Annotated in this window: 25 protein-coding genes and 1 tRNA gene; 9 read left to right on the forward strand and 17 right to left on the reverse strand. The window is 69.2% G+C overall.

Going from position 1 to position 22,195, the window contains the following annotated elements; all coding sequences use genetic code 11:
• Nucleotides 1-34: 34 nt before the first annotated feature.
• Both VHD82_RS09660 and VHD82_RS09665 read right to left on the reverse strand, forming a co-directional pair.
• Nucleotides 35-253 carry a hypothetical protein gene (locus VHD82_RS09660; protein WP_325699824.1) on the reverse strand — a complete coding sequence of 73 codons (219 nt, stop codon included), beginning with the start codon at nucleotides 251-253 and terminating at the stop codon, nucleotides 35-37.
• A gap of 165 nt (nucleotides 254-418) precedes the next feature.
• Nucleotides 419-2,029, reverse strand: a complete 1,611-nt coding sequence (locus tag VHD82_RS09665) for an ABC-F family ATP-binding cassette domain-containing protein (protein WP_325699827.1) — start codon at nucleotides 2,027-2,029, stop codon at nucleotides 419-421.
• Nucleotides 2,030-2,257: 228 nt separating this feature from the next.
• Here VHD82_RS09665 and VHD82_RS09670 point away from each other — a divergent pair, with 228 nt between their 5' ends.
• A complete protein-coding gene (locus tag VHD82_RS09670; RefSeq protein ID WP_325699830.1) occupies nucleotides 2,258-2,857 on the forward strand; it encodes a TetR/AcrR family transcriptional regulator in 600 nt (199 codons plus the stop codon).
• Here VHD82_RS09670 and VHD82_RS09675 read toward each other — a convergent pair whose 3' ends face one another.
• Nucleotides 2,858-3,952 carry an aldo/keto reductase gene (locus VHD82_RS09675; protein ID WP_325699833.1) on the reverse strand — a complete coding sequence of 365 codons (1,095 nt, stop codon included), beginning with the start codon at nucleotides 3,950-3,952 and terminating at the stop codon, nucleotides 2,858-2,860.
• Nucleotides 3,953-4,238: 286 nt separating this feature from the next.
• Here VHD82_RS09675 and VHD82_RS09680 point away from each other — a divergent pair, with 286 nt between their 5' ends.
• Together VHD82_RS09680 and VHD82_RS09685 are read left to right on the forward strand one after the other, a co-directional pair.
• Nucleotides 4,239-4,991 carry an alpha/beta hydrolase gene (locus tag VHD82_RS09680; RefSeq protein WP_325699836.1) on the forward strand — a complete coding sequence of 251 codons (753 nt, stop codon included), beginning with the start codon at nucleotides 4,239-4,241 and terminating at the stop codon, nucleotides 4,989-4,991.
• A 104-nt stretch (nucleotides 4,992-5,095) separates the two neighbouring features.
• Nucleotides 5,096-5,641: an AraC family transcriptional regulator gene (locus VHD82_RS09685; protein ID WP_325699839.1), complete on the forward strand. Its 546-nt coding sequence runs from the start codon at nucleotides 5,096-5,098 to the stop codon at nucleotides 5,639-5,641.
• A 70-nt stretch (nucleotides 5,642-5,711) separates the two neighbouring features.
• Here VHD82_RS09685 and VHD82_RS09690 read toward each other — a convergent pair whose 3' ends face one another.
• From VHD82_RS09690 to bla, 3 genes are all read right to left on the reverse strand, one after another.
• Complete coding sequence (locus VHD82_RS09690; RefSeq protein ID WP_325699842.1) at nucleotides 5,712-6,122, reverse strand: class I SAM-dependent methyltransferase; 411 nt, start codon at nucleotides 6,120-6,122, stop codon at nucleotides 5,712-5,714.
• 90 nt (nucleotides 6,123-6,212) lie between these two features.
• On the reverse strand, nucleotides 6,213-6,578 hold the full coding sequence (locus VHD82_RS09695; RefSeq protein WP_325699845.1) for a YrdB family protein: 366 nt from the start codon (nucleotides 6,576-6,578) through the stop codon (nucleotides 6,213-6,215).
• Nucleotides 6,579-6,661: 83 nt separating this feature from the next.
• Nucleotides 6,662-7,552, reverse strand: a complete 891-nt coding sequence (gene bla / locus VHD82_RS09700) for a class A beta-lactamase (protein WP_325699848.1) — start codon at nucleotides 7,550-7,552, stop codon at nucleotides 6,662-6,664.
• Nucleotides 7,553-7,704: 152 nt separating this feature from the next.
• On the opposite strand from bla, the gene VHD82_RS09705 reads away from it, so the two are divergent.
• Nucleotides 7,705-8,805, forward strand: coding sequence for a quinone oxidoreductase (locus VHD82_RS09705; RefSeq protein WP_325699851.1), 1,101 nt, complete (start codon nucleotides 7,705-7,707; stop codon nucleotides 8,803-8,805).
• Nucleotides 8,806-8,892: 87 nt separating this feature from the next.
• Here VHD82_RS09705 and VHD82_RS09710 read toward each other — a convergent pair whose 3' ends face one another.
• Nucleotides 8,893-9,435, reverse strand: a complete 543-nt coding sequence (locus tag VHD82_RS09710; RefSeq protein ID WP_325699854.1) for a helix-turn-helix domain-containing protein — start codon at nucleotides 9,433-9,435, stop codon at nucleotides 8,893-8,895.
• Between the two features lie 141 nt (nucleotides 9,436-9,576).
• Between VHD82_RS09710 and VHD82_RS09715 the strand changes: the two genes are divergently transcribed.
• A complete protein-coding gene (locus tag VHD82_RS09715) occupies nucleotides 9,577-10,134 on the forward strand; it encodes an SDR family NAD(P)-dependent oxidoreductase (RefSeq protein ID WP_325699857.1) in 558 nt (185 codons plus the stop codon).
• 4 nt (nucleotides 10,135-10,138) lie between these two features.
• On the opposite strand, the gene VHD82_RS09720 is transcribed toward VHD82_RS09715, so the two are convergent.
• Complete coding sequence (locus VHD82_RS09720) at nucleotides 10,139-11,017, reverse strand: AraC family transcriptional regulator (protein WP_325699860.1); 879 nt, start codon at nucleotides 11,015-11,017, stop codon at nucleotides 10,139-10,141.
• 101 nt (nucleotides 11,018-11,118) lie between these two features.
• On the opposite strand from VHD82_RS09720, the gene VHD82_RS09725 reads away from it, so the two are divergent.
• A complete protein-coding gene (locus tag VHD82_RS09725) occupies nucleotides 11,119-12,198 on the forward strand; it encodes an aldo/keto reductase (RefSeq protein WP_325699863.1) in 1,080 nt (359 codons plus the stop codon).
• On the opposite strand, the gene VHD82_RS09730 is transcribed toward VHD82_RS09725, so the two are convergent.
• From VHD82_RS09730 to VHD82_RS09740, 3 genes are read right to left on the reverse strand one after another with little or no spacing between them, the layout of a single operon-like run.
• Nucleotides 12,192-12,863 carry a hypothetical protein gene (locus VHD82_RS09730; protein ID WP_325699866.1) on the reverse strand — a complete coding sequence of 224 codons (672 nt, stop codon included), beginning with the start codon at nucleotides 12,861-12,863 and terminating at the stop codon, nucleotides 12,192-12,194. The two genes, VHD82_RS09725 and VHD82_RS09730, sit on opposite strands and share 7 nt — an antisense overlap.
• Nucleotides 12,864-12,865: 2 nt before the next feature.
• Nucleotides 12,866-13,747, reverse strand: a complete 882-nt coding sequence (locus VHD82_RS09735) for a hypothetical protein (protein ID WP_325699869.1) — start codon at nucleotides 13,745-13,747, stop codon at nucleotides 12,866-12,868.
• Between the two features lie 14 nt (nucleotides 13,748-13,761).
• A complete protein-coding gene (locus VHD82_RS09740) occupies nucleotides 13,762-14,211 on the reverse strand; it encodes a hypothetical protein (protein WP_325699872.1) in 450 nt (149 codons plus the stop codon).
• A 245-nt stretch (nucleotides 14,212-14,456) separates the two neighbouring features.
• Between VHD82_RS09740 and VHD82_RS09745 the strand changes: the two genes are divergently transcribed.
• On the forward strand, nucleotides 14,457-14,792 hold the full coding sequence (locus VHD82_RS09745; RefSeq protein WP_325699875.1) for a hypothetical protein: 336 nt from the start codon (nucleotides 14,457-14,459) through the stop codon (nucleotides 14,790-14,792).
• A gap of 56 nt (nucleotides 14,793-14,848) precedes the next feature.
• Here VHD82_RS09745 and VHD82_RS09750 read toward each other — a convergent pair.
• Nucleotides 14,849-14,922, reverse strand: a tRNA-Ile gene (locus VHD82_RS09750).
• 212 nt (nucleotides 14,923-15,134) lie between these two features.
• On the opposite strand from VHD82_RS09750, the gene VHD82_RS09755 reads away from it, so the two are divergent.
• Complete coding sequence (locus tag VHD82_RS09755; RefSeq protein ID WP_325699878.1) at nucleotides 15,135-16,808, forward strand: homocysteine S-methyltransferase family protein; 1,674 nt, start codon at nucleotides 15,135-15,137, stop codon at nucleotides 16,806-16,808.
• On the opposite strand, the gene VHD82_RS09760 is transcribed toward VHD82_RS09755, so the two are convergent.
• On the reverse strand, nucleotides 16,809-17,588 hold the full coding sequence (locus VHD82_RS09760) for a methyltransferase domain-containing protein (RefSeq protein ID WP_325699881.1): 780 nt from the start codon (nucleotides 17,586-17,588) through the stop codon (nucleotides 16,809-16,811).
• Between the two features lie 58 nt (nucleotides 17,589-17,646).
• Between VHD82_RS09760 and VHD82_RS09765 the strand changes: the two genes are divergently transcribed.
• Nucleotides 17,647-18,663, forward strand: a complete 1,017-nt coding sequence (locus tag VHD82_RS09765; RefSeq protein WP_325699885.1) for an asparaginase — start codon at nucleotides 17,647-17,649, stop codon at nucleotides 18,661-18,663.
• On the opposite strand, the gene VHD82_RS09770 is transcribed toward VHD82_RS09765, so the two are convergent.
• The 4 genes from VHD82_RS09770 to VHD82_RS09785 are packed head-to-tail and all read right to left on the reverse strand — an operon-like array spanning nucleotide 18,576 to nucleotide 22,193.
• Nucleotides 18,576-19,748, reverse strand: a complete 1,173-nt coding sequence (locus VHD82_RS09770; protein WP_325699887.1) for a sulfotransferase — start codon at nucleotides 19,746-19,748, stop codon at nucleotides 18,576-18,578. The genes VHD82_RS09765 and VHD82_RS09770 overlap by 88 nt on opposite strands.
• Nucleotides 19,745-20,521 carry an SDR family oxidoreductase gene (locus VHD82_RS09775; RefSeq protein WP_325699890.1) on the reverse strand — a complete coding sequence of 259 codons (777 nt, stop codon included), beginning with the start codon at nucleotides 20,519-20,521 and terminating at the stop codon, nucleotides 19,745-19,747. The genes VHD82_RS09770 and VHD82_RS09775 overlap by 4 nt, the downstream gene beginning before the upstream one ends.
• On the reverse strand, nucleotides 20,521-21,684 hold the full coding sequence (locus VHD82_RS09780; RefSeq protein WP_325699893.1) for a hypothetical protein: 1,164 nt from the start codon (nucleotides 21,682-21,684) through the stop codon (nucleotides 20,521-20,523). The genes VHD82_RS09775 and VHD82_RS09780 overlap by 1 nt, the downstream gene beginning before the upstream one ends.
• A gap of 35 nt (nucleotides 21,685-21,719) precedes the next feature.
• Nucleotides 21,720-22,193, reverse strand: a complete 474-nt coding sequence (locus VHD82_RS09785) for a nuclear transport factor 2 family protein (RefSeq protein ID WP_325699896.1) — start codon at nucleotides 22,191-22,193, stop codon at nucleotides 21,720-21,722.
• Nucleotides 22,194-22,195: the final 2 nt, after the last annotated feature.

Here is a 22,195-nt window from a genome sequence, read left to right on the forward strand (position 1 = left end):
CAGCCGTCTTCCAGCGCGACGGCCGCGTCGAGGCTCACCTCGATGTTGCCGCGGGCCGCCTTCGAGTACGGGCACACCTGGTGCGCGCCTCGGACCAGCTCGTCGGCGGTGGCGTGGTCGATTCCGTGGCCTCCAGGTGCAGCGCGGCGCCCAGCTCGAACTCGCTCGCCTCGGTGTTGTGGTGCCGGGTGACCTCCGCGATCACGGCGAGGCCGGCGAGCTCCACCTTCCGCACGCTCGCGACCCGCTGCACGGCACCGGCGAAGCAGGAAGCCCAGCCCGCGGCGAAAGGCTGCTCCGGGTTCGTCCGCGCCGCCGAGTGCCTTCGGCACGGCGGAATTCCGGCCGCGCCCGGCGACCGTCGGACGACGTCACCGTTGTACGTCGCCGCCGGTCAACCCGGTGCGCTGCTGTCACTTCACCGCCCCGCGCCCAGGTCGCCGTTTTCGAGCCGGAGCCGGCGGCCGATGCCGATCTCGCCGAGGAACCGTTCGTCGTGGCTGACCACCACGAACCCGCCCTGGAACGCGTTCAGCGCGCTTTCCAGCTGCCCGGTGCTGACGAGATCGAGGTTGTTCGTCGGCTCGTCCAGCAGCAAAAGCTGGGGCGCGGGCTCGGCGAACAGGATGCACGCGAGCGTGGCGCGCAACCGCTCGCCGCCGGAGAGCACCGCCACCGGAAGGTGGGCCCGTTGGCCGCGGAAAAGGAAGCGTGCCAACAGGTTCATCCGCTGAGCAGGCGGCATCGTCGGCGCGAAAGCCGCCAGGTTCTCCGCCACCGTGCGCGCGTCGTCGAGCAGATCCAGGCGTTGCGACAGGTACGCGATCCGGCCGTCGGCCCGTTGCACCTCGCCGCCGTCCGGTTCGAGATCGCCGGTGATCATGCGCAGCAGCGTGGACTTCCCGGAACCGTTGGCGCCGGTCAGCGCGATCCGCTCCGGCCCGCGGATGGCGAGGTCGATTCCCTTGGCACCGAACAGTTCCCGCTTGCGCAGGCCCTCGCCGAGGAACAGGGTCCGGCCCGCGGGCACCGCGGTCCGGGGGAGTTCCAGGCTGATCTTCTGGTCCTCGCGCAGCGATCGCTCGGCCTGGTCGAGCCTGGCCTTGGCGGCGCTCACCCGTGCCGCGTGCGTGCCCTCGGCCTTGCCCGCCGACTCCTGCGCGGTGCGTTTCATGGCACCGGCGACGATCTTGGGCAAGCCCGCGCTCGACAGGTTTCGCTGAGCGTTGCTCGCCCGGCGGGCGGCGCGTTCACGTGCCTGCTGCATCTCGCGCTTCTCGCGTTTGACCTCCTGCCCGGCGTTGCGGATGTTCTTCTCCGCCACCTCGCGCGCGGCCTGGACCGCCTGCTCGTACTCGGTGAAATTGCCGCCGTAGAAGCGAAACTCGTCGGCATCGAGCTCGGCGATGCGGTCCATGCGGTCGAGCAGTTCGCGATCGTGACTGACCACGAGCAGACAGCCGTTCCAGTCGTCGAGCACGGCGTAGAGCTTGTGCCGCGCGTCGAGGTCGAGGTTGTTGGTCGGCTCGTCGAGCAACAGCACGTCGGGCCGCTTGAGCAACTGGGCCGCCAGCCCGAGTGAGACGATCTGGCCGCCGCTGAGCGTGCCCAGCCGCCGGTCGAGCGTGAGCTCGCCGAGGCCGAGCCGGTCGAGCTGCGCGCCGGTGCGCTCCTCGATGTCCCAGTCGGTGCCGATCGTGGTGAAGTGCTCCTCGTCCACCTCGCCGGACTCGACGGCGGCCAGCGCGCCCAGGATCCTGTCGATCCCGAGCACCTCGGCCACGGTCGGTTCGCCGGTCAACGGCAGGTCCTGCGGCAGGTAGCCGAGCAGGCCGTCCACGGACACGCTCCCGGCAGCCGGCCGCAGCTCACCGGTGATGAGTTTGAGCAGAGTGGACTTTCCCGCGCCGTTGGGCGCGACCAGTCCGGTGCGGCCGTCCGGGATGGTGCCGGAGAGCCCGTCGAAGACGGGGGTGCCGTCGGGCCAGGAAAAGGACAGACCGGAAACGACGATACGGGAATCGGACACGACGGAAACCTCGAAGAGTGGGTGTGGCAAACGGATGGATGACGACATGGCCCGCGCGGCACTGTTGCCGGGGGCCTGCTACCGCCGGGGCTCACCCGGAGATGTCGTCTTCACCTGCCACGTTCGGATCTCCTTGTCCTCTCGTTCGACCGTATCAGCCGAAAGGCCGGACCTGCCAGCGATTTCGGTGGTATAGTGGACCAGCCAGTACATTTTTCGGGAGGTCCCGTGCTCACCAAGAAGGGTGCCGCCACGCGCCAGAGGATCATCCAGGCCGCGGCGGACGAGATCCGCGAGCGCGGGGTGGCCTCGACGACCCTCGACGACATCTGCCGGCGCAGCAGCACCGGCAAAAGCCAGCTGTTCCACTACTTCCCGAACGGCAAGGAGCAGTTGCTGCTGGCCGTCGCCGGCTGGGAGGCGGGCCAGGTGATCGAGGACCAGCAGCCGCATCTCGGGCAGCTGACGTCGTGGGAGGCGTGGCAGCAGTGGCGTGACGTCGTGGTGGAGCGGTACCGGCGCCAGGGGGTGAACTGCCCGCTCGGCGTGTTGATCACCGAGATCGGCAGGCACACCCCCGCCGCGCAGGCCGTCACCCGGCAGCTGCTCGAACGCTGGCAGCACGAGGTGCAGGCGGGTATCGAGCAGATGCTCGAAAGTGGCCGGATAACCCGGGAAATCGACCCGGCGCGCGTCGCCGGTGCGCTGGTCGCCGCGATCCAGGGTGGGGTGACGATCCTGATGTCCACGGGGTCCGCGGAGCACCTGGAGTCGGCGCTGGACCTCTGCCTGGACTACCTGCGCACCGGCGCCCCGGCGTACCGCTGATCAGGTCCAGTTCCGCACGGCAGGCCGGTAGCCTGCCGGTTTGTCGCCGACCTTGGTGCCGGTGCTGATGATCCACGACTGGTACTCCGGCGTGAACATCACGTACGGTTTGCCCGGCGGCACCGCGCCGGCCGTGTCGAGTTCGGCGCGCAGCCCGGCAGGCAGTTCGAAGTCCAGCGCCGCCATCGACGAGTCGAGCTGCTTCGTGCTGCTCGCCCCGACGATCGCCGAGGCGATACCGGGTTGGGTCGCCACCCAGTTCAGCGCCACCTGCGCCATCGAAACCCCGAGCTTGTCCGCCACGTTTTCCAGTGTCTTCAACAGTTCCCACTGCCGCTCTGTCCACTCGAGACCTACCCCGCCGGGCCCGGTGAGCCGTCCCTCGCCGGCCAGGCCCTGATCGGAGTTGCGGTACTTCCCGGTCAGGAAACCGCCGGCGAGCGGGCTCCACGCCGTGATGCCGAGCCCCAGCGTCTGGCCCGCCGGGACGTGCTCGGCCTCGATCGTCCGCTCGGCGAGGGAGTACGGCAGCTGCAGGCTGACCATCGGCACGAGCGAGTGCGCCTCCGCCAGCGTCTGCGCCCGCGCGGCGTACCAGGCGGGCACGTCGGACAGGCCGGCGTAGCGGATCTTGCCCGCCTTGGTGAGGTCGTCGAACGTGCGCAGAACCTCCTCGACCGGAGTGATCCGGTCCCAGGTGTGCAGCAGGAACAGGTCGAGATAATCGGTCCGCAGCCGGCGAAGTGAGGCCTCGGCGGCGCGGATCATGTGCTTGCGGCCATTGCCGCCCGCGTTCGGGTCGCCGTGGTCGACGCTGTTGGTGAACTTGGAAGTGAGCACCAGCCGCTCACGCTGCCCGGTTTCCGCGATGAGCTTGCCGAGAATCGTCTCGCTTGCGCCCGCGGTGTAGAAGTCCGCCGTGTCAAGGAAGTTCCCGCCCGCCTCCACGTAACGCCGGAAGATCGGCCGGGCCTCGTCCTCGGTTTTGCCGTAGGGGGCGTGGAAACCGTCGGTGCCGAAGTTCATGGTGCCCAGCGACAGGCGGCTGACCCGCAGCCCGGACCGGCCGAGCAGGTAGTACTGATCGAGTGCCATGGTGGCTTACCCCTCTTCCGTGAGCAGGTCTTCGGTGCTCACGAATTCAGCATGCAGACGCAAAAATGGACCCGCAAGTACAAACGTGGCCGCGGGAGCCGGAAAAGGGTTGGCGACGGTGCCGCCGGGACTGATAGCGTTGCCGCACCGTGAAATCACGCCAGGAGGTGAGACCCATGAACGCAGTACCGAAGTGGGTGCTCCCGCTGGATCACGGTTGGGGCGGCTGACGTAGGTGTCGCCGGGAGCGCCTTGCGGAACAGGCACTCCCGAAAGGCGGAAACCTATGTCTTCTTTGAAGTTCACCGCGGAAACATCCTCGGACGGTGTCGTCGAGCGCGATTTCACCGTGGGCGAGATCCCCGGCGTGCTCTGGTCGCCCGCACCCGGCCGCGATCGCGCGCCGCTGGTGCTGATGGGCCACGGTGGTGGCACCCACAAGAAATGGCCGGCGATGCCCGGCCGGGCGCGGCGCATCGTGGCCGAATGCGGGTTCCACGTCGCGGTCATCGACGCGCCGGGCCACGGCGGCCGGCCCCGAACGGAAACCGATGAGCGGGAAATCGCCGTCATGAAGCGGGCTATGGCGGCCGGTGAGCCGGTCGGCCCGATCGTCGTCCCCTACAACCTGGACATCGCCGAACGGGCGGTGCCGGAATGGCGGGCGACGCTCGACGCGCTCCAGGAGCTGCCGGAGATCGGTGCCGGCGGGCCGGTCGGTTACTACGGGCTGAACATGGCCACCGCCATCGGGATTCCGTTGGTGGCGGCCGAACCGAGGATCACGGCAGCGGTGTTCGGACTGTTCTGGCCTCATCCGCTGAGCGAGACGGCGAAGCGGATCACCATTCCGATCGAGTTCGCGCTCCAGTGGGACGACGAGCACATCGACCGCCAGGCGGGGCTCGAGTTGTTCGAGGCGTTCGGGTCGAAGGAAAAGACGTTGCACGCCAACGTCGGCGCGCACAAGGACCTGCCCCGGTTCGAGGCCGACAGCGCCGCCAGGTTCTTCGGCAGGCACCTGGGCCAGGCCGCGTGAGGTCAGCGGTTCCGGCGCCCGGCTACCGGCCGGGCGCCGGAAGGTGCCGTGCATTCGCATGCCGCTTTCCAGCTCGCCATCGCGCTCACGGGCGAGGGGTCGCGATGGTGGACGCGTCGGCAACCCGGCATCGAGCGGCGGCGCTGGTCGTGCGGCCGATGGCGCGGCATCGCATGCTCGCCACGGGTGAACTGCGCACCTACTTCGTCGAGCCGCATTGTGCGTTCGCGGACCGGCTGCGTGCGCGTTGCGACGACGACATCATCGCCGCTCCCGAGCTGTGCGACTTGCGGGAGGAGGACACCGGCGGGCGTCCGTCCGACGAACTCGATCCGCGTCTGCTGGCGCCGCTGAACACGTTGTGGGAGCGGCATGTTCCGATGCCCGCGCTGGCCGCGCTGGTCGGTCTCTCGCCCCAGCGGCTGCGGGCGTTGGCGCGGCAGCAGGTGGGCATGCCGCTGGCGCGCTGGCGGGTGTGGGCGCGGCTGCGCCGGGCGGCGGAGGCGTTGCAGGCCGGCGAATCGCCGGCCGGTGGCGCGGCGGGCTTCGCCGATCAAGCGCATCTCACCCGCGGCATGCGGGAGATGATGGGCCTCACGCCCGCGGCGGTGCTGCCGGCGCTGCGCGGTCATTCTTTACGCGCAACGTAAATCGAGATCGAGCCGGTGACCGTGGGCGGCATCTCGGCCTCGCGCACGTCGCCGAAACCGGCGCCGGAGATCAGTCCCGGCAGGACCCCGTCGGCGTTGGGCCGGGTGCCTTCTTTGCCGTCTGCGAACCGGACCGTCCGGAAGGCCAGGGGCGCATCAGCCGCGTCCGTTGCTGTCCATAGTCGGCGATCACCAGCTTCCCGCCCGGGCGCACCGTCGCGGACATGGCGGCGAGGACAGCCCGTTTCACCGCGAGCGGGCATTGGTGGAGCACGAGGCTGGACACCACAGTGTCGGCCGATTCCGTGCCCAGCAAGTCCGGCAGCTCGTCGCCCATACCGGCCTGCCACCGCACTTCCGCGCCGCCGACCTTGCGTCGCGCTATCGCCAGCACGCCGGGGTCGGGATCGACACCGATGATCCGGGCCCGCGGCTCCACCCGGTTCAGCAACAGCGCCCGCTCGCGCGTCAGTGCGACCACGTGGTCGTAGAACCTGGTCGGCGCGAAACGGCCGAGGGCCGGGGTGAAGGCGTTCTCGCGGCGCGGCTGGTCTTGAACGAACCGCTCGCCTCAATCCGCCTGCGCGGTCGCGGCGTTCAGGTGCATCGTCCTGATGATCGCCAGGTTCACGACGAACAGCACCGGGAGCAGCACACCGAGCACGTGCTGACCGGACGCCCACAGCGCCACCGCGGCGCCGCCGAAGACCAGAATCACGGTGAGCCAGTACAACGCGGGCGTGCCGAACGTCGCGTGCGGCGCCGCGAAGAGCGCCCACAGCACGATCGCCACCGCCGGGGCGCCGATCCCGAGCAGGAGCTTCATGACCGTCGGCTCCGGCATGCGAAAACCCCAGTACCCCAAGGCGACGATCGCGGCCAGTTCCAGTACGAAGGCCAGGCCGAGGTTTCCCCAGCGCCACAACGATTCCATCATGCCCTCCAAGGTTTGAGAGCGATGCTCTCTGTTAAGAGCAGTGTTCACGATGGAGGGCGGTCTGTCAAGAGCACTGCTCTCGGTTATGTCAGTACGCCGGCGAGGTATGCGGCGGCCTCGGCGATGAGCGCGGGCTGGGGCGGGGTGTCGTAGCCCGCGCGGTCGGAGAAGATCGCCAGGACGAGGGGCTCGCCATCGGGCGGCCAGGCGATGCCGACGTCGTTCTCCCGGCGGTAGTCGCCGTGCCCGGTCTTGTTCGCCACGATCCAGCCCGCCGGAACCCCGGCGCGGATGGTGTTGCCGCCGGTGGTGCTGCGGCGCAGCCAGTCCAGCACCGGCGACCGCTTGTCCGGCGGGAGCGCGTCGCCGAGCACGATCCGCTGATAGTCGGCGGCGATCGCCTCGGGTGTGATGGTGTCACGGGGGTCGCCGGGCGCGCCCCGGTTCAGCTCGGGTTCGTAGGAGTCCATCCGGCTGACGGTGTCGCCGAGGCGGCGGAGGTGCGCGGTGAGCTGCGTCGGGCCGCCGATGTCGCGCATCAGCAGGTTGCCAGCGGTCCCGTCGCTGTCGCGGATGGCGGCGTCGCAGAGCTGGCGGATGGTCATGCCCTGCCCGATGCGCTGCCGCGTGTCGGGGGAGATGGAGTTCACGTCGGCCTTCGTGATGGGCACGACGGTGTCCAAGTGCGACAACGGAAATCGGTCCAGTACGGCCGCCGCGGCGAGGGTTTTGAACGTCGAGCAGAAGGCGAACCGCTCACCCGCGCGGTATCCGACGCTCGCGTCGGTCGCCAATGCGTACACGCCGAGCCGTGCGCCATACTTCTGTTCCAGGGTGGCAAAACGCGCGTTCGCTGCCGCGGTGTCGATCCCCGGTGGCGTCGTCGGCTTGACGTCAGTGTGTGCGCAGGCGGCGAGCGGTAAGGCGAGCGCGCCGAACAGGAAGGCCCGGCGGCCGGTGTCGCGGGAGGTCATCGTCGCAGTCTGGCGAGGCCGGTCTCGGCCTGTCCAAGACAGAATCGGCCGGTTCGATGCCGATCCGGCATGGGAAACTTCTGTACTTGCTGGTTCTTTTTTCGCGCCTACCTTCGAGCGCGCCGGTATCCCGAGACGAAAGAAGGTGCCCGATGCACGCGATCTTCGTGCGCGGCCACGGTGGCCCGGAGGTCATGACCTGGACCGAGTTCCCCGATCCCGTACCGGGTCCCGGCGAGGCGGCGGTGCGGCTGCGGGCGGCCGGGGTGAACTTCATGGACACCGGTGTCCGGCGGATGCCCGTGCCCACCTGGTCGGTGCCGACGATCCTAGGCGTCGAGGGGATGGGGGTGGTGACCGCACTCGGCGCTGGAGCGTCCGATCTCGCCGTCGGCGATCGCGTCGCCTGGTACCACCACAAGGGCAGTTACGCCGAGCGGCTCACCATTCCCGCGCGATCGCTCGTGCGCGTGCCGGATGAGATCGACGACGAAACCGCCGCTGCCGTGATGATGCAAGGGCTGACGGCCAACCACTTCACCACCGAGACCTACGCGATCCAGACCGGCGACACTGCCGTCGTGCACGCCGCCGCGGGCGGGGTCGGGCTGACGCTGACGCAGATGATCAAGGCTCGCGGCGGGACGGTGATCGGCCTGGTTTCCCGCGAGGACAAGGTTCCCGTGGCGAAAGCCGCCGGCGCCGAGCACGTCCTCGTGTCCAGCGGCGGGGGTTTCGAGGACCAGGTGCGCGATCTCACCGGTGGCCAAGGCGCGCACGTCGTCTACGACGGCGCGGGGCCGAGCACGTTCCGCTCGTCGCAGCTTTCCCTGCGGCGGCACGGGGTGCACGCGCACTACGGGGTGCTGATCGGCAACCCGAAGTTCAGCCCGATGGACCTGCCCGCCAGCATCCTGCTGTCCTATCCGGCCGTCGCCGACCACGTCCCGACGCGCGAAGCCCTTCTCCACCGGGCGAACGAGGTCTTCGACTTCGTCCGGAAAGGACAGTTGACGCCGCTGATCGGCCAACGATACGCTCGTCGCCGACGCCGCACAGGCACACCGCGACCTCGAATCCCGCCGCACCACGGGGAAACTGCTCCTGCTGCCTTGAGTTCCGGGGTGTCCGGGGCCGGGTGGCCTTCGAAGGCCGTCACGAGCACTATGCCGGGACGCAGCGCGAAGCGGGCCAGATCGAGGCTGCCCAAGCCGGGCATTCGTATGTCGAGGAACACCGCGTCGACCGGCTGATCTTCCGGCGCCTGTCCGAGGTAGCGGGCCGCGTCGGTGGTGTCCGCGGTGCTGCCCGCGATCGAACTCCGGCGCCCCCAACCCCGTCTACGCCCTGATCCCATCCATCAGCAAATCCAGCAACCGCCCCGCGAGCGCGCGCTGATCGGGCTGCCCGGCGATCAGCGTCACCCCGCCCAGCCCCATCAGCACGTCCTCCGGATCGACATCGGCGCGGATCGTGCCGTCGGCGACGCCCGCCTTCATCAGTGTCGCCAACGCATCCGTGAGCAGATCGCGCGTTTTCATCCGCAGTTCCCCGTCTGTGACCAAGACCGCGTGCAGCGCGTCGGCCATTCCGTGCTTTGTCGCCATGTAGTCGACGAAGCGGTCCATCCACGCGCGCAACGCTTCCGCGGCCGGCGCGGTGTCGAGGAGCCCGGGCGCGGCGTCGCACAATCGGGCGGTCTCGTTGCGATAAGTGGCCTCGATCAACCGCTCGCGCGTGGGAAAGCGGCGATACAGGGTGCCGATCCCGACGCCGGCATCCTTGGCGATCGCCTTGAGCGACCCCTCGGCGCCCTCGTGGGCGAACGCTCTCGCGGCAGCCTCCAGCAGCCGGTCCTGGTTCATCCGCGCGTCGGCACGCAATGCTCGCTCTGTCGCCACCGTCACTCCCTGCGCGTCGCCATCCGGAGCCGGGTCCGCTTACGCTGGATTTAGCGGAGTCGGCTCCGCTTACGAGCTTACAGGAGGGGACATGGCCGGACGGTTGAGCGGCACTGTGCGCTGGTGACCGGCGCAAGCAGCGGGATCGGCGCGGCGACCGCGCGGAGCCTCGCCGCGGAGGGCGCGTCGGTCGCAGTGCTCGCCCGGCGTCGCGACAGGCTCGAAGCGCTGGCCGGTGAGATCGACGGCTTGGTACTCGAAGCCGACTTCACCGATCAGCAGCAGGCGACCTCGGCCGTCGAGCGCGCGGTGGCCCAACTCGGCCGCCTGGACATCGTGGTCGACAACGCCGGTGTCATGCTCGCCGACGCGCCCGCCGACGTATGGGAACGCATGCTCGCGATAAACGTGCAGGGCCTGCTGTACGTCACGCGGGCGGCCCTGCCGCACCTGGCCCGCGCCGCCGAGTCCGAGCCGGGGCGCGTCGCGGACCTGGTCAACATCAGTTCCACCGCCGGCCGCGTCGCCCGGCCCGGGAACGCCGTGTACAGCCTGACGAAGTTCGGCGTGAACGCGAGGCTGTCGCCCGCCAGACCGGGGAGATCGAACGACTCCAGCCATCGGACATCGCGGACGCGGACGCCTACATCGTCACCCGCGACCGGCGAGCAGGCCTGGTGAACGCTCAGGGCAACTGCAGGGGAGCGGCCGCACGCAGTCGCGCGGCATCCTGGCCGGGCGGCGCGCCGAACAGGCGGCGGTACTCACGGTTGAACTGTGAAGGGCTGTCATAACCGACGAGATGCCCGACCCCGGCGATGTCGTCCGCGCGCGCGATCAGCAGCGAGCGTGCTTCCTGCAACCGGATCCGTTTCTGGAACTGCAACGGGCTCATGGCCGTGATGGCGCGGAAATGCCGGTGGAACGCGGCCGGGCTCATGCCGGCCGGCCGCGCGAGCCCGGCGACGCGCATCGGTTCGGCGTAGTTGTCGCGGATCCACCGGATGGCCCGGCTCACGTGCGACAGGCTGCTGTCGGCCAGCCCGATCTGTCGGATCATGCCGCCCAGCGGGCCGTTGAGCAGCCGCCACAGGATCTCTTGCTCCAGCAGCGGGGCCAGCACCGGCGCGTCGGCCGGATGATCGAGCAGGCGCAACAGCCGGACGAGCGCATCGAGAAGGTCGGCCCCGGCGTCACAGGTCCCGATCGCGGGCTCGGCGGCGCTGCGGCCTGGCGGGGCCTGGAGCAGGAGGGGCGCGACGACGGCAGGACGCAACACCAACCCCAAACCCAGCGAGACCGGTCCGAAGAAATGGCCGGTGACCGGGAGGCTGGTGGTGACCACGAGGCACTGCCCGGCCCGGTATTCGTACACCTCGTCACCGAGCAGCAAACGTTTGCCACCTTGCGCCATGAGCACCAGCAACGGCTCGGTGAGCGAATGGTCCGGCTCCTTGCTGTCCACTTTGGACAACAGCAGGCCCTCGACCGGCGTCCGCAGATCAGGGCGGGCGTGCCGGTCGATGAGGGCGCGGATCTCGTCCAGGCTTTTACGCGCGGTCACGAGAGGATTGTGCAAGAGAAGGCGTGGATCGGTCTACCGTGAAACAGCCGGTTCGCGCTTCGATGGGAGGACCAAGCCACCAAACCACGGGAGCCCCGGCGATGCTCGATCACTACGTCACCCTCGGCCGTTCGGGACTGCGCGTCAGCCCGTTCGCCCTCGGCGCGATGACCTTCGGCGAGGACCCTGGCGGCGCCGGATGCAGTGTCGAGGAGTCGGAGAAGATCCTCGCCACCTACCTGGACCGCGGCGGGAACTTCATCGACACCGCCAACTTCTACACCAACGGCCACTCGGAAAAGATCCTCGGCGACTGGTTCGCCGCGCATCCCGGACGGCGGCAGCACGTCGTGCTCGCGTCGAAGTTCTTCACCAACCTGTTCCCCGGCGACCCCAACGGCGGCGGCGCGGGCCGCTCGTCGATCATCGCCCAGCTCGACGAGACCCTGCGCCGCATGCGGACCGATTACCTGGACCTGTACTGGTTGCACAATTGGGACCGCAACACCCCGATCGAGGAAACCCTGCGCACCCTGGACGATCTCGTCCGCGCGGGCAAGATCCGGTACCTCGGCTTCTCCAACACCCCCGCGTGGGTCACCGCCCAGGCGCAGACAATGGCGCTGTTGAAGGGCTGGTCCCCGTTGATCGCGCTGCAGGTCGAGTATTCGCTGCTGGCGCGGACTGTCGAGGGCGAACTCGCGCCGCTCGCGCTGGACCAGGGGATGGCGCTGGTGCCGTGGAGCCCGTTGAAGAACGGCTTCCTGTCCGGAAAATACCGCCGCGACAGCGCGGTGACCGACTCCGCCCGCACCGCTTTCGTCGGTGGGCCCAGCGACGACGAGTTCACGGTGATCGACGCCGTCACCGCCATCGCCGACGAACTCGGCACGACCTCCGCGGCGGTGTCGCTGGCCTGGCTCCGCGCCCGCGAAGGCACCGTCGTACCGATCCTCGGCGCACGGCGTGTGGAACATCTCGAAGGCAACCTCGCCGGCCTGGAAGTGGCGCTCGCGCCTGAACACCTGCGCACGCTGGACGAGGTCTCGGCCCCGGTCCTGAACTATCCGGCCCCACTGCACGGTGCGCTGCGGGCGATGCTGCAGTTCGCGGGGACCACTGTGGACGGTGAGCCGTCCGGGGTTTATCCGCCGTTGCTGGAAAGCAGCGTCCGCTACTGATTCCTGATGCCGGTGACGAGCAGTTCGTCGAACGCGGGCCCGAAGTCGGTCGGGTCGACGTCGCCCTCATAGACCAGCGCGATCTGGCCGGGCGGGAGGTCGGGTGAGACGCAATGCATGATCAGGCCCGCGTTCCGGGCGATCTGCATCAGCCTGGTGGACAGCGGCCGCCCGTCTTCCGCCGCGTCCTCGTCCCAGTCCGGGTCGCCGTCGGGGGAGTCGGCCAGCTCGGCGAGCGTGCGCATGGAGCGCGGGGGCAGCGGGCCGAAGGACTCGCCGTCCGCCGCGACGAATCCGGCGTGGACCTCGCGGAGGAACTTGCGCAGCGGCGCCGGAACACTGGACCACAGCCGCGGTTCGGTGGTGTCGGCCGGTGCCCAGCCGGCGAAGGCCAGCTTCCCGTCGGCGCCGTTGTCGAAAACGTAGACCAGCAATGGTTTTTCCCACGCGATGCACGTCCGGACGTCGACGAGCGTGCGCGCCGCGGTTTCGGCGAAACCCGGGACGAGATCAAGGAGATCGCGGTTCCACAGCGCCAGCGCGCGCAGCCGCCGCTCCTCGGCGTCGCCGCTTCGCGCTATCTCGGCCCAGTTCTCCGGGAGGCCTTCGGTGACGAACCGCAGTGGCCATTCCGGCAGCAGCGCCGTGATCTCCCCGGTTTCCATCCTCACCCCTGGCTTTTGAGCAGCTGCTGGATGATGTCGAGCAGCTGACGGCGGATCTGTTGCTGGAGTTCGTCCTGTTGCTGTTGCCATTCCGGGTTGACGTTCCGCATCCCGAGCACGCTGCGGGACTGTTTGGAGCGGTTCGCCTTCCGGGACAACCATTGCATGTTCAGCGGCGCGTTCACGATCCGGTACATGCTGTCGGGGGTCAGCCGCACGAACCCGGGCATGTTCATGATCTCCGCCAGCGGCACGATGTGGTCGGGGGAGACGTCGGGCCCCGGCGGGTCGGTGTCGGTCTGCGGGATGGTCCGGCCGTCATAGGCGGGGTCGTCGTCACCGATCTGCGGGCGCGGCCGGCCTTGCAGCGGAGTGTCGCCGATGTAGCGGCTGTCCGGGCTTTCGCGCAGCGCCAGGTAGAGGTCGCGGGCCGGGTCGTTCGGCGGGACCTGCCAGTTCTTGCCCTGGGGCGGGGCCGGCTGCGGTTTCCAGTCCGGCGGGATCTTTTTCTGCGCGTCGCCGATCTGGTTGAGCTTTTCCGGTGTCGGCGTCTTCGTCGGCTTCGAACCGGGGCGCGAGTCGTCGAGGGTGTTGGTGGCTTGTTCGCAGGACGCGAGATTCGCTTCGGCGGTGGCCTCGGCCGCGTTGAGTTGCGTGGCCTCCGCGTCGTAGGCGGCGAGTTCTCCTTCTTGGCCTGGGATGGTGAACACGTGGGGCGCCGCGTTGTGCGCGTCGATCTGCTGTTGGTTCTGCTCGACCGTCGCTTCCTGCGCACTGCACGCGGCTTCCCCCTCGGCCGCTGTGGCGGGGGCGAGGAAGACTGCTGCCAGCAGTGCCGTGAGGAGGAAACAAAGTACAGCGCGGAATCGTGCCGGTACCCGCATCGCTTCGCCTTCGTCTAGGAGGGTTTGCCCGCCGGGATCTGGTCGGCCGCCGGCGCGCACACCTTCCAGCTGCCGGTCTCCTTGCGTAGATACAGCGTCGAAACGGTCGGCGGCTGCGCCAGGGTCGCCGAGGCGACGTCCCCGAACACCCGCACGTCGGAGATGGTCGGCGGCTGCCAATGCGAAGCGTCGATCTGAACGCGCGGCGCGTCGGGCTCGAAGTCGTCGGCGTCGGTCATCTCCGCGGCCTCGTCCTGGCAGAGGATCTTCAGCATCGCGGGCTGATCCTCCGCGTCGACCGCCGCGGCGAAGGTGACGAGGACGCCCTTGATCTGCTCCTCGTCGGACTGCCCGCCCCGCTTCACCACCAGCACGACCGATACCGCCGCCGCCCCCAGCAGCACGACCGCGAACGCGGAGAGCGCTATCCAGCGGTGTTTCCGGCCGCGTGTGTCCTCGTCCATGAAGCCCCCAGTTCGAGTCCGCGATCATTGTGCCCGTATCGGGTTACGAAACGGCTACACAGTGGCACGAAGCTGCCGTGGTTCACCCGCAGAGGGTGGCCGGGCAGCGCTCGGCAGGGCAGACGATGGGCGCACATTTTCCCGGATCATCCTGGGAGGCATGTGATCATGGTCGCGAGGAACCGAGATTGCACGCCCCTGTCCCGGCCGGACCGCGGCGGGGTGGCGTCCTGAGTACCCAGGACGTGCCGACCGACCACACGCGGGCCCAGCCGGAAACGCCGCCGCCGGATTCGGCCTGCGCACGCGTCCCGCCCACCGGAGCGGCAGGCCGGACCAGACCACCGGCCGCCGCGTGGATCTCGTGGATCGCGCCGGCACTCACGACGACCGGTTCCGTCGCGAGCCTGCGCCCGTCGCCGACCATCGCCGCCTACGGCTTGGCGGCCGTCTTCCTTTACGTGGTCCCGGCGATCGTGTTCCTGCTGCCCACTTCCCTGGTTTCGCGGAAGTCGGTCAACCCGGCGGCGGCTCTGGAGAGCCCGTTGGACAAACCGTCCGAGGCCCACATGCGGGGATAAACCGGGGAAATGATCAAGCCCCGGGTGCCCCGCAAGCCTCTGACCATGCAGTTGTGTGGGCCGGGCGGGGCTCGAACCCGCGGCCAAGGGATTATGAGTCCCCTGCTCTAACCAACTGAGCTACCGGCCCCCGGGCGCCTCCAAGAGCGCCCTGACCCAGGGCACAGGACCCAAGGTCGCAGGTCAACATAGCAGGCAACCCGCCGACGGCCCGTCAAGGGCATACGCACGCCCACCTGCACGTGCATCCGCCGAATAGAGCAACCCTCGCGCATTGAACTTCCGGAGCGGGCAGGACAGGGTTGTAGATCCAGGCCGGGGACGTGGCGAGATGGAGGGTCTGTGGACTTCACCGATCACCTCAGGGAACGGGTTCTGGTCTGTGACGGCGCGATGGGCACGATGCTGCACGCGGCCGGGAACTCCCTCGACCGGGCGCTGCCCGAGCTCAACCTGTCCAACGCGGAGCTCGTCAGCACGGTCCACGAGAGTTACGTCGCCGCCGGGGTGGATCTGCTGCTCACCAACACCTTCGGCGCGAACCGGCTGCGGTTGGCGGAGGTGGGGGGTGCCACGACGGTCCGCGACGTCAACCTGGCGGGGGTGCGGCTGGCGCGGCAGGCCCGGCGTGGGGCGCGGCGGACGGTGTTCGTGGGCGGGTCCGTCTCGCCGGCGACGAAGGCCAGTCAGCGGCAGAACACCAGCCCCGACGAGCGGGCCGACGTGCTCGCCGAGCAGGTCAGGGCGCTGGCCGACGGGGGCGTGGACCTGCTCGTCCTGGAAACGTTCGGATGTCTCGACGAGCTGCTCGAAGCTGTCGACATCGCGGCCGGGATCACCGACGTGCCGCTGATCGCGCAGGCGACGTTCACGCCCGAGGGAATCACCCTCGACGGCAGGACGCCGCAGGAAGTCGCTGCCGCGCTCGCGGGCACGAGGGTCACGGCGATCGGGGCGAACTGCACGATCGGGCCCCAGCACATGCTCGACATCGTCAAGCAGCTCAAGGGCACCCTCCCCATCAGCGCCCAGCCCAACGCCGGGCTCCCGCGGCGCATCGGGCGGCGGTTCGAGTACGGGGTCGACGGGGACTACTTCGCCCGCTACGCCCGCGCCCACGCCGAGCACGGGGCCTCGATCGTCGGCGGCTGTTGCGGGACGACGCCGGCGCACATCCGGGAGGTCGTCGCGCGGCTGGCCGATCTGCGGCCGCCGGAGCAGCGCCGCCGGCAGCACGCGCATCGGCCCAAGGCAAGGAAGGCGCAGGGCAAGCTCGCGCAATGGTTGCGGGACAAGGAATTCGTCGTCGCCGCGCAACCGGTGCGGCCGGGGCCCGTGCCCGGCGTGGACCTGATCTTCGGCGGTGACCTGCGTTCCCCGGACACGGTCGCGACCATCACCGCCTGGGACAAAACCGTCTCGACCCTGCAGGACGAGCTGCTCGCCGCGCACGCGTTCGGGCTGCGCACCGTGGTCTGCGAGACCGGCGCCCCGCCGCCGCTGGGCGACTATCCCAACGCCGACGGCATCCTGGAGGTCGACTCGATCGGCCTCATCGAACTGCTCGCCGCCTTCAACACCGGCCGCGACCGCACCGGGCTGACGCTGGCCACCAGAACCGCCTTCCACATCGGCGCCCGCTTCAACCCGGGCGCGGCCGACCTCGACGCCGAACTCATCCGGACCAAGGCGAAGATCGTCGCGGGCGCCCAGTTCCTTGTCACCACACCGGTTTACGAGACCGAAGCGCTCTCCTGGATGCTCGCGGAACTGTCCGAAGAGGACGTTCCGGTGCTGATGTCCGTGCACCCGCTCGCGGACTACGCCGAGGCCGAGTATCTGGCCAACGAGGTCCCGGACGTGACCATCCCGCCGGACACCCTCAAAGCCCTCCGGACCGGCAAGCTGACCGGCTACGAACTCGCCGGCGAACTGCTCGCCACGGCCCGCAAGCTCACCGACGGGGTCGTCCTGCACATCCGCGACGGCGCCGAGATCCCGGAACTGCTGGCCTGATCAGCCCGGCTTCCGGCCCCACGCCGTGATCATCGGCGAGGTGGCCAGATCGATCCCGCCCACCGCGATGTTCGCCAGGTGCCGCTCGATCTCCTCGCCGGTGGCGAGCCCCGCCGCGATCAGTCCACTTCGGACCTGCCGCACCGTCGCCTCCTCCAGCGCGGCGCAGGCCGGCGAGGTGATCGGGAAGTACGCGTCGGCCCGCACGTCCAGCAGCCCGGCGTCCCGCAGCAGCCGTGGCTGCTTGCGGCCGTAGGCGAGATCCGCGCCGCGTTCGGCGAGCAGTTCCCGGAACCCGCGCCGCAGCTTGTTCGCCAGTTTCTGCGCGGGGCCGTGCTCGTCGGGGCAGATCAACGGCTGCAACGCGGGATCGGCGTCCTCCACCAGCAGCCAGCCGCCCGGCCGCAACGACTGGATCATGGTGCGCAGCGCCTGCTCCCGCTCGGTGACGTGCACCAGCACCAGCCGGGCGTGCACCAGGTCGAATTCGCCGTCGGGAGCCGTGTCCCGCCCCACGTCGTGCCGCCGCACTTCGAACGGCGCGTCCGTCAGCCACGACACATCGAGGTCCGTGGCGAGCACGCGGCCTTCCGTGCCGACCCGCTCGGCCAGCCACGACGGCACCGACCGCCCGCCCGCGCCGACTTCCCAGCAGCACCAGCCCTTTTCGATGCCGAGGTCGTCGATGTGCCGGAAGGTCCACGGGTCGAACAGCGCGGACAGTGCCGTGAACCGGTCGCCGGCCTCGGCCTGCTGGTTGTCGAGCAGATAGTCATTCATGGCACACCTCGTTGCGTATCCGGTACGCCGGTGGGTAGCAAGAGTAAGGAGGTTTCGAGTGAGCAGAGTAGTCGTGATTTCGACCGGCGGGACAATCGCGTCCCGCGCCGGCAGCAACGGCGCGAGCCTCGCCAGTGACGACGCCGGGGCGCTGCTGGCGCGGCTCCCGTTCGACGTCGGCGTGCCGGTCGAGGGCCGGGACGTGCTGTGCGTCGGCAGCTACCTGCTCACCCCGCCCGATATGGCCGGAATCGTGTGGGCGATCCGCGCCGCGCTGGCCGACGAGTCCGTGCTCGGCGTCGTGGTGACACACGGCACGGACACGATGGAGGAAACCGCCTTCCTCGCCGAGCTCACCCACGACGACGACCGGCCCGTGGTGTTCACCGGCGCGCAGCTGCCCGCCGACGCGCCGGATACGGACGGCCCACGCAACCTCGCCGACGCCATCGCCGTCGCGGCTTCGCCTGCCGCGCGTGGCCGAGGCGTGCTGATCGCCTTCGGCGGCAGCGTTTTCGGCGCGCGCGGCACACGCAAGACACACACCGTGGCGGCCAACGCGTTCGCCACGCCGGACGCCGGGCCGCTCGGGTATGTGCGCCAGGGCGAGGTCACCTTCATCGCGAGCCCGGAGCGTTTTCCCGCGCTGGACCTCGAAGATCTCAACGGCGTCCGCGTCGACATCGTCGCGTTCTACCCGGGCGCGGACACCGCCGCGCTTGACGCCGTGATCGCGGCGGGCGCGGCGGGCATCGTGCTCGAAGCAACAGGCGCGGGCAACGGCAACCTGGCGCTGCGCGACGCCGTGGCGAGGCTCACGGCGGCGGGTGTTGTCGTCGCGCTCTCCACCCGCGTGCACGCCGGCCCAGTCGCCGGGCTCTACGGCAACGGCGGGGGAGCGGATCTCGTCGAGGCGGGCGCTATACCGACCGGTGTACTGCGGCCGTCACAGGCACGGATCCTGCTCACCGCGCTGATCGCCCGCTATCACCGTGACCCGGAGCGCGTGGCCGAGGAGCTGGCGAAGCGCTCGTCGACGTCCTCCGCGGTGAGGCCGAAGTCCGCCAGCGTGTAGCGGTGCGACGGGCGCCCGGCGCCGGTCGTGCTCTCCGCGTGCAGCTTCGTCATCGCCGCGCGGGCGTCGTCGCTGAACGGCAGCCCGAAGTGCTCGTACACCGCTTCGACGGTGCCGATCGGGTCGCCGACGAAGTCGGCGTAGTCCACGTCGCAGAACTGCGCGGGGTTGTGGCGCGCGCGTTGCTCCGCAAACGTTTCCGCTCCGCGCGCCCACAGGTCCAGCTGCGTCCGGCCGACGGTCTCGCCGTGGAAGACGGTCGACCAGCCCTTGGTGGCCTGCTCGTTGAGGCTGGCGACGGACGCGATGATCGTGCTCGGCGCGCGGTGCGTCTGGATCACCAGCGCGTCCGGGTAGACGGCCATCAGCGCGTCGAGCGCGAACAGGTGGCTCGGGTTCTTCAGCACCCACCGCCGGTCCTTGTCCGGCAACCCGATCAGCTGCAGGTTGCGCCGGTGCCGGGCGTAGGCGTCGGTCCAGTCCTGGCGGCTGAGCCATTCGGAGTAGGTCGGTAGATAGGCGAGACACTCGTAGGAGATCGACTTCGCCGACTGTCGCAGCAGCTGCCAGCATTCCTCGACCTGCTCGGCGGAGGAATGGTGCAGGCCCAGGAACTCCGGATGCTCCACGTGATGCTGTTCGTAGCCGCTCTGGATCCGCTGGAACACCGGGTTGTCCGCCCACGTCTCACGGGGCGGCCGCGGCTGCGGCACCTCGGTCAGCCACACCTCCAGGCCCTGGTGCGCCGGGTCCGCGGTGAGCAGCCGGTGCAGTGCCGTGGTGCCGGTGCGGGGCAGGCCCGTGACGAAGACCGGCCGCTCGATCGGCACATCGGCGTACTCCGGGTGCTGTTTCCACGCCGCCTCGCTGAGCAACCGCGCGACGAGCGCACCGCGAAGGAACGCGCGCTTGATTTTGTTGCCGAAGGGCGTCAGCTGCGCGTCGCGCGCGTAGGACTCCAGTAGCACTTCGAGGCCTTCGCGGTAACCGGTGTCGCCGAAGTCCTCCAGTCCGGAGAACCTCGTCGCGGAGGCGTGCAGATCCTCGATCGTGCCCACGTCGTCGCGGCCGGTAGCAGGATTCATGAGTGGTACTCCCCGCCGTTGACGTCGAGACACTGCCCGGTGATCGCCCGCGCCAGGTCCGAGGCCAGGAACACCACGGCGTCGGCGATTTCGTCGGGCTCGGGCAGCTTGCGCAGGTCGATGGTCTTCGCGGTTTCGGCGTAGACCTCCTCCGGCGTGATCCCGCGTTTGTCGGCCAGGTAAGCGAAGTAGAATTTCAGGTTGTCCGCCCAGATGTAGCCGGGGGCCACCGAGTTGACCCGGATCCCGCGCGGGCCCAGCTCCGTCGCCAGGCTCTGCGCCAGCGCGAGCAGGCTCGACTTGGTCATTTTGTACGCGCCGAAGGTCCGCCGGGAATGCCGCAGCACCGCGGAGTTGATCATCACCGCCGACCCGTGGGACTCCTCCAGCGCGGGCACGAACAACCGGGTCAGCCGCAAGGCGGAGAACACGTTGGTCTCGTACGCCTGGCGTACCTGGTCGATGTCCACTTTGGTCAGATCGGTCATCGGCGGCATGGCAAAAGCGTTGTTCACCACGGCGTCCACGCGCCCGAAGGCATCCAAAGTGGACTCCACGAGGCGCGCCACACCCGCTTCGTCGTTGATGTCGGTGGGCACCGCGACGGCACGACGGCCGAGATCGGTGACCTCCTTGGCCACCTCAGTCAGCCGCGACTCCGTCCGCGACGCCAGCACCACGTCCGCGCCGGCGCGGGCGCTCTGCACGGCGATCGCCCTGCCCAGCCCGGGACCGATCCCGGAGACCACGACCACCTTGTCCCGTAACAACATCAGCCGAGCATCCTGGTCGCCACGGCGGCCTGGCGGGCCGCGATCCGTGCTGTCCATTCCGCCGGGGTCACCCGCGCCTGGTCGTGGTACGGCAGGCGTTTCGGGAGTTCGTCCACCGGCACGACCTCGACCTCCGGGCCGTCCTGTGCGCCGAGCTCGCGCGAAATCCGCTGCCAGCGGATCTGCACGTATCCGCGGTCGTGCCCGGTGCGCTCCAGCCAGTTCGCCACGCCGGGGTCGCGTTCGCTGATCACGAAACGCATCTTCCCGTCGGAGTCCACCCGCGCCTGGTCGGCCGACAGGCTGGTCTGGTGGTTGATGTAGTCCAGTGAGACGTACCAGAGGCTGCCCAGCTGGATGCCCTGGTACGGCGCGTCGGACTTGGGCACCGTGACGATCATGGCCTCGTCTTCGGTCAGCTCGTAGTGCCCGGCCGAGGAGAACTGCGTGCTCAGTCCGCCGGGCGTCTGCCGTGGCTCGGTCATCGTGTTCACCGGCAGGTTCAGGTAGAACCACTTGGGGAACGCGAGGAAGGTGTTGAGGCGCGAGGTCAGCATCTTGCCCGCCACGTTGTAGCGCTTCTCCAGCGTGCTCCGCTCCAGCGGCGGCGGCGCCTGGCCGGCCATGTCGGCGCGCTGGATGCGGATCGTGCCGCGTTCCTCGGTGGCCCAGTCGCTGTAACACTCGCGGACGATGAGCATCGCCGCGTCCGCGCCGAGGGTGAAGTAGTCGCGGCCCGCCTTGCCCGGCCCGAACCGGATCTCGTAGCTGCCGTCGGGTCCGATCTCGATCTCGCGGTCGTCGAAGGCGGTGAGGCTGTCCGGCACATCGACGGGGGAGTAGTCGCCGTTGAGCACCTGGAAGTTCAGATCCCTTGTGCTGCCGCGTTTTCCGGTGACCACGTACTCCGCGTCCGGGCGCAGGTACGAGTGGTAGTAGAGGGTGTCGGGGTTGTCCAGGCCCATCTTCGTGCCCTGGTTGGTGGAGTTGGCGAAGAACGGGAAGTCGCGTTCGTAGGCCCATGCCATCTGCAGCGAGGCCCGGATGCTCCCGGCGAGGTAGTCGTAGCCCTCGATCAGATCCTGTTCGGTGCGCACGAACGGCGCGTTCTCGATGATCTTCTCGGCCGCTTCGACGGCTTCGGCGAAGGAACGGGTCAGCACTGTTTCTCCTGCCTGGAAAGCGTTTTCAGGGTGGCTCAGGACCGGGCCCACCGGTTCGCGGTGAACTTCAGGCTGGGCAGGTCCTTCAGCGACGCGGTGTACTCGTAGGTGCGGGTGTAGCCGGTGTGCGTGATCCGCCACTGCCCGTCCTCGCAACGGCGGTAGCGGTCCTCGTAGAATGCGGCGCCGGCGATCAGGACCCCGTGTTCGACCGAGATGACCTTGTCCTCGAAGGCCCAGGTCCCGGCGGCGGTGTCGCCGTCGATCTCCAGCTCCGGCTGGCTCGCGAAATGCGTGGTGATCAGCGCGTTCTCCAGGTTCTCGCGGAGGAACCCGACGATGGCCTCGCGGCCGTCGAGCTGCAACGGTTTGCCCTTGGCGGGGGTGCCGTAATCGGCGACGGCCTCCGGCGCGAGGGTGTCGGCCACGTCGTCCCACAGCTTCATGTCCACGCAGCGGAGATAGCGGTACTTCACGCGTTTGATCTCTTCCAGCGCGACGAGGTCCATGC

It is taken from the genome of Amycolatopsis sp., from assembly GCF_035546795.1.
GTDB lineage: Bacteria > Actinomycetota > Actinomycetes > Mycobacteriales > Pseudonocardiaceae > Amycolatopsis_E.

Coding starts and splice junctions, on each gene's coding strand:
- VHD82_RS09770 (WP_325699887.1), bottom strand. CDS start 19,748: ATGAATCCTGCTACCGGCCGCGACGACGTGGGCACGATCGAGGATCTG.
- VHD82_RS09725 (WP_325699863.1), top strand. CDS start 11,119: ATGCTCGATCACTACGTCACCCTCGGCCGTTCGGGACTGCGCGTCAGC.
- VHD82_RS09705 (WP_325699851.1), top strand. CDS start 7,705: ATGCACGCGATCTTCGTGCGCGGCCACGGTGGCCCGGAGGTCATGACC.
- VHD82_RS09740 (WP_325699872.1), bottom strand. CDS start 14,211: ATGGACGAGGACACACGCGGCCGGAAACACCGCTGGATAGCGCTCTCC.
- VHD82_RS09785 (WP_325699896.1), bottom strand. CDS start 22,193: ATGGACCTCGTCGCGCTGGAAGAGATCAAACGCGTGAAGTACCGCTAT.
- VHD82_RS09775 (WP_325699890.1), bottom strand. CDS start 20,521: ATGTTGTTACGGGACAAGGTGGTCGTGGTCTCCGGGATCGGTCCCGGG.
- VHD82_RS09735 (WP_325699869.1), bottom strand. CDS start 13,747: ATGCGGGTACCGGCACGATTCCGCGCTGTACTTTGTTTCCTCCTCACG.
- bla (WP_325699848.1), bottom strand. CDS start 7,552: ATGACCTCCCGCGACACCGGCCGCCGGGCCTTCCTGTTCGGCGCGCTC.
- VHD82_RS09730 (WP_325699866.1), bottom strand. CDS start 12,863: ATGGAAACCGGGGAGATCACGGCGCTGCTGCCGGAATGGCCACTGCGG.
- VHD82_RS09695 (WP_325699845.1), bottom strand. CDS start 6,578: ATGATGGAATCGTTGTGGCGCTGGGGAAACCTCGGCCTGGCCTTCGTA.
- VHD82_RS09675 (WP_325699833.1), bottom strand. CDS start 3,952: ATGGCACTCGATCAGTACTACCTGCTCGGCCGGTCCGGGCTGCGGGTC.
- VHD82_RS09685 (WP_325699839.1), top strand. CDS start 5,096: ATGGTGGACGCGTCGGCAACCCGGCATCGAGCGGCGGCGCTGGTCGTG.
- VHD82_RS09760 (WP_325699881.1), bottom strand. CDS start 17,588: ATGAATGACTATCTGCTCGACAACCAGCAGGCCGAGGCCGGCGACCGG.
- VHD82_RS09680 (WP_325699836.1), top strand. CDS start 4,239: ATGTCTTCTTTGAAGTTCACCGCGGAAACATCCTCGGACGGTGTCGTC.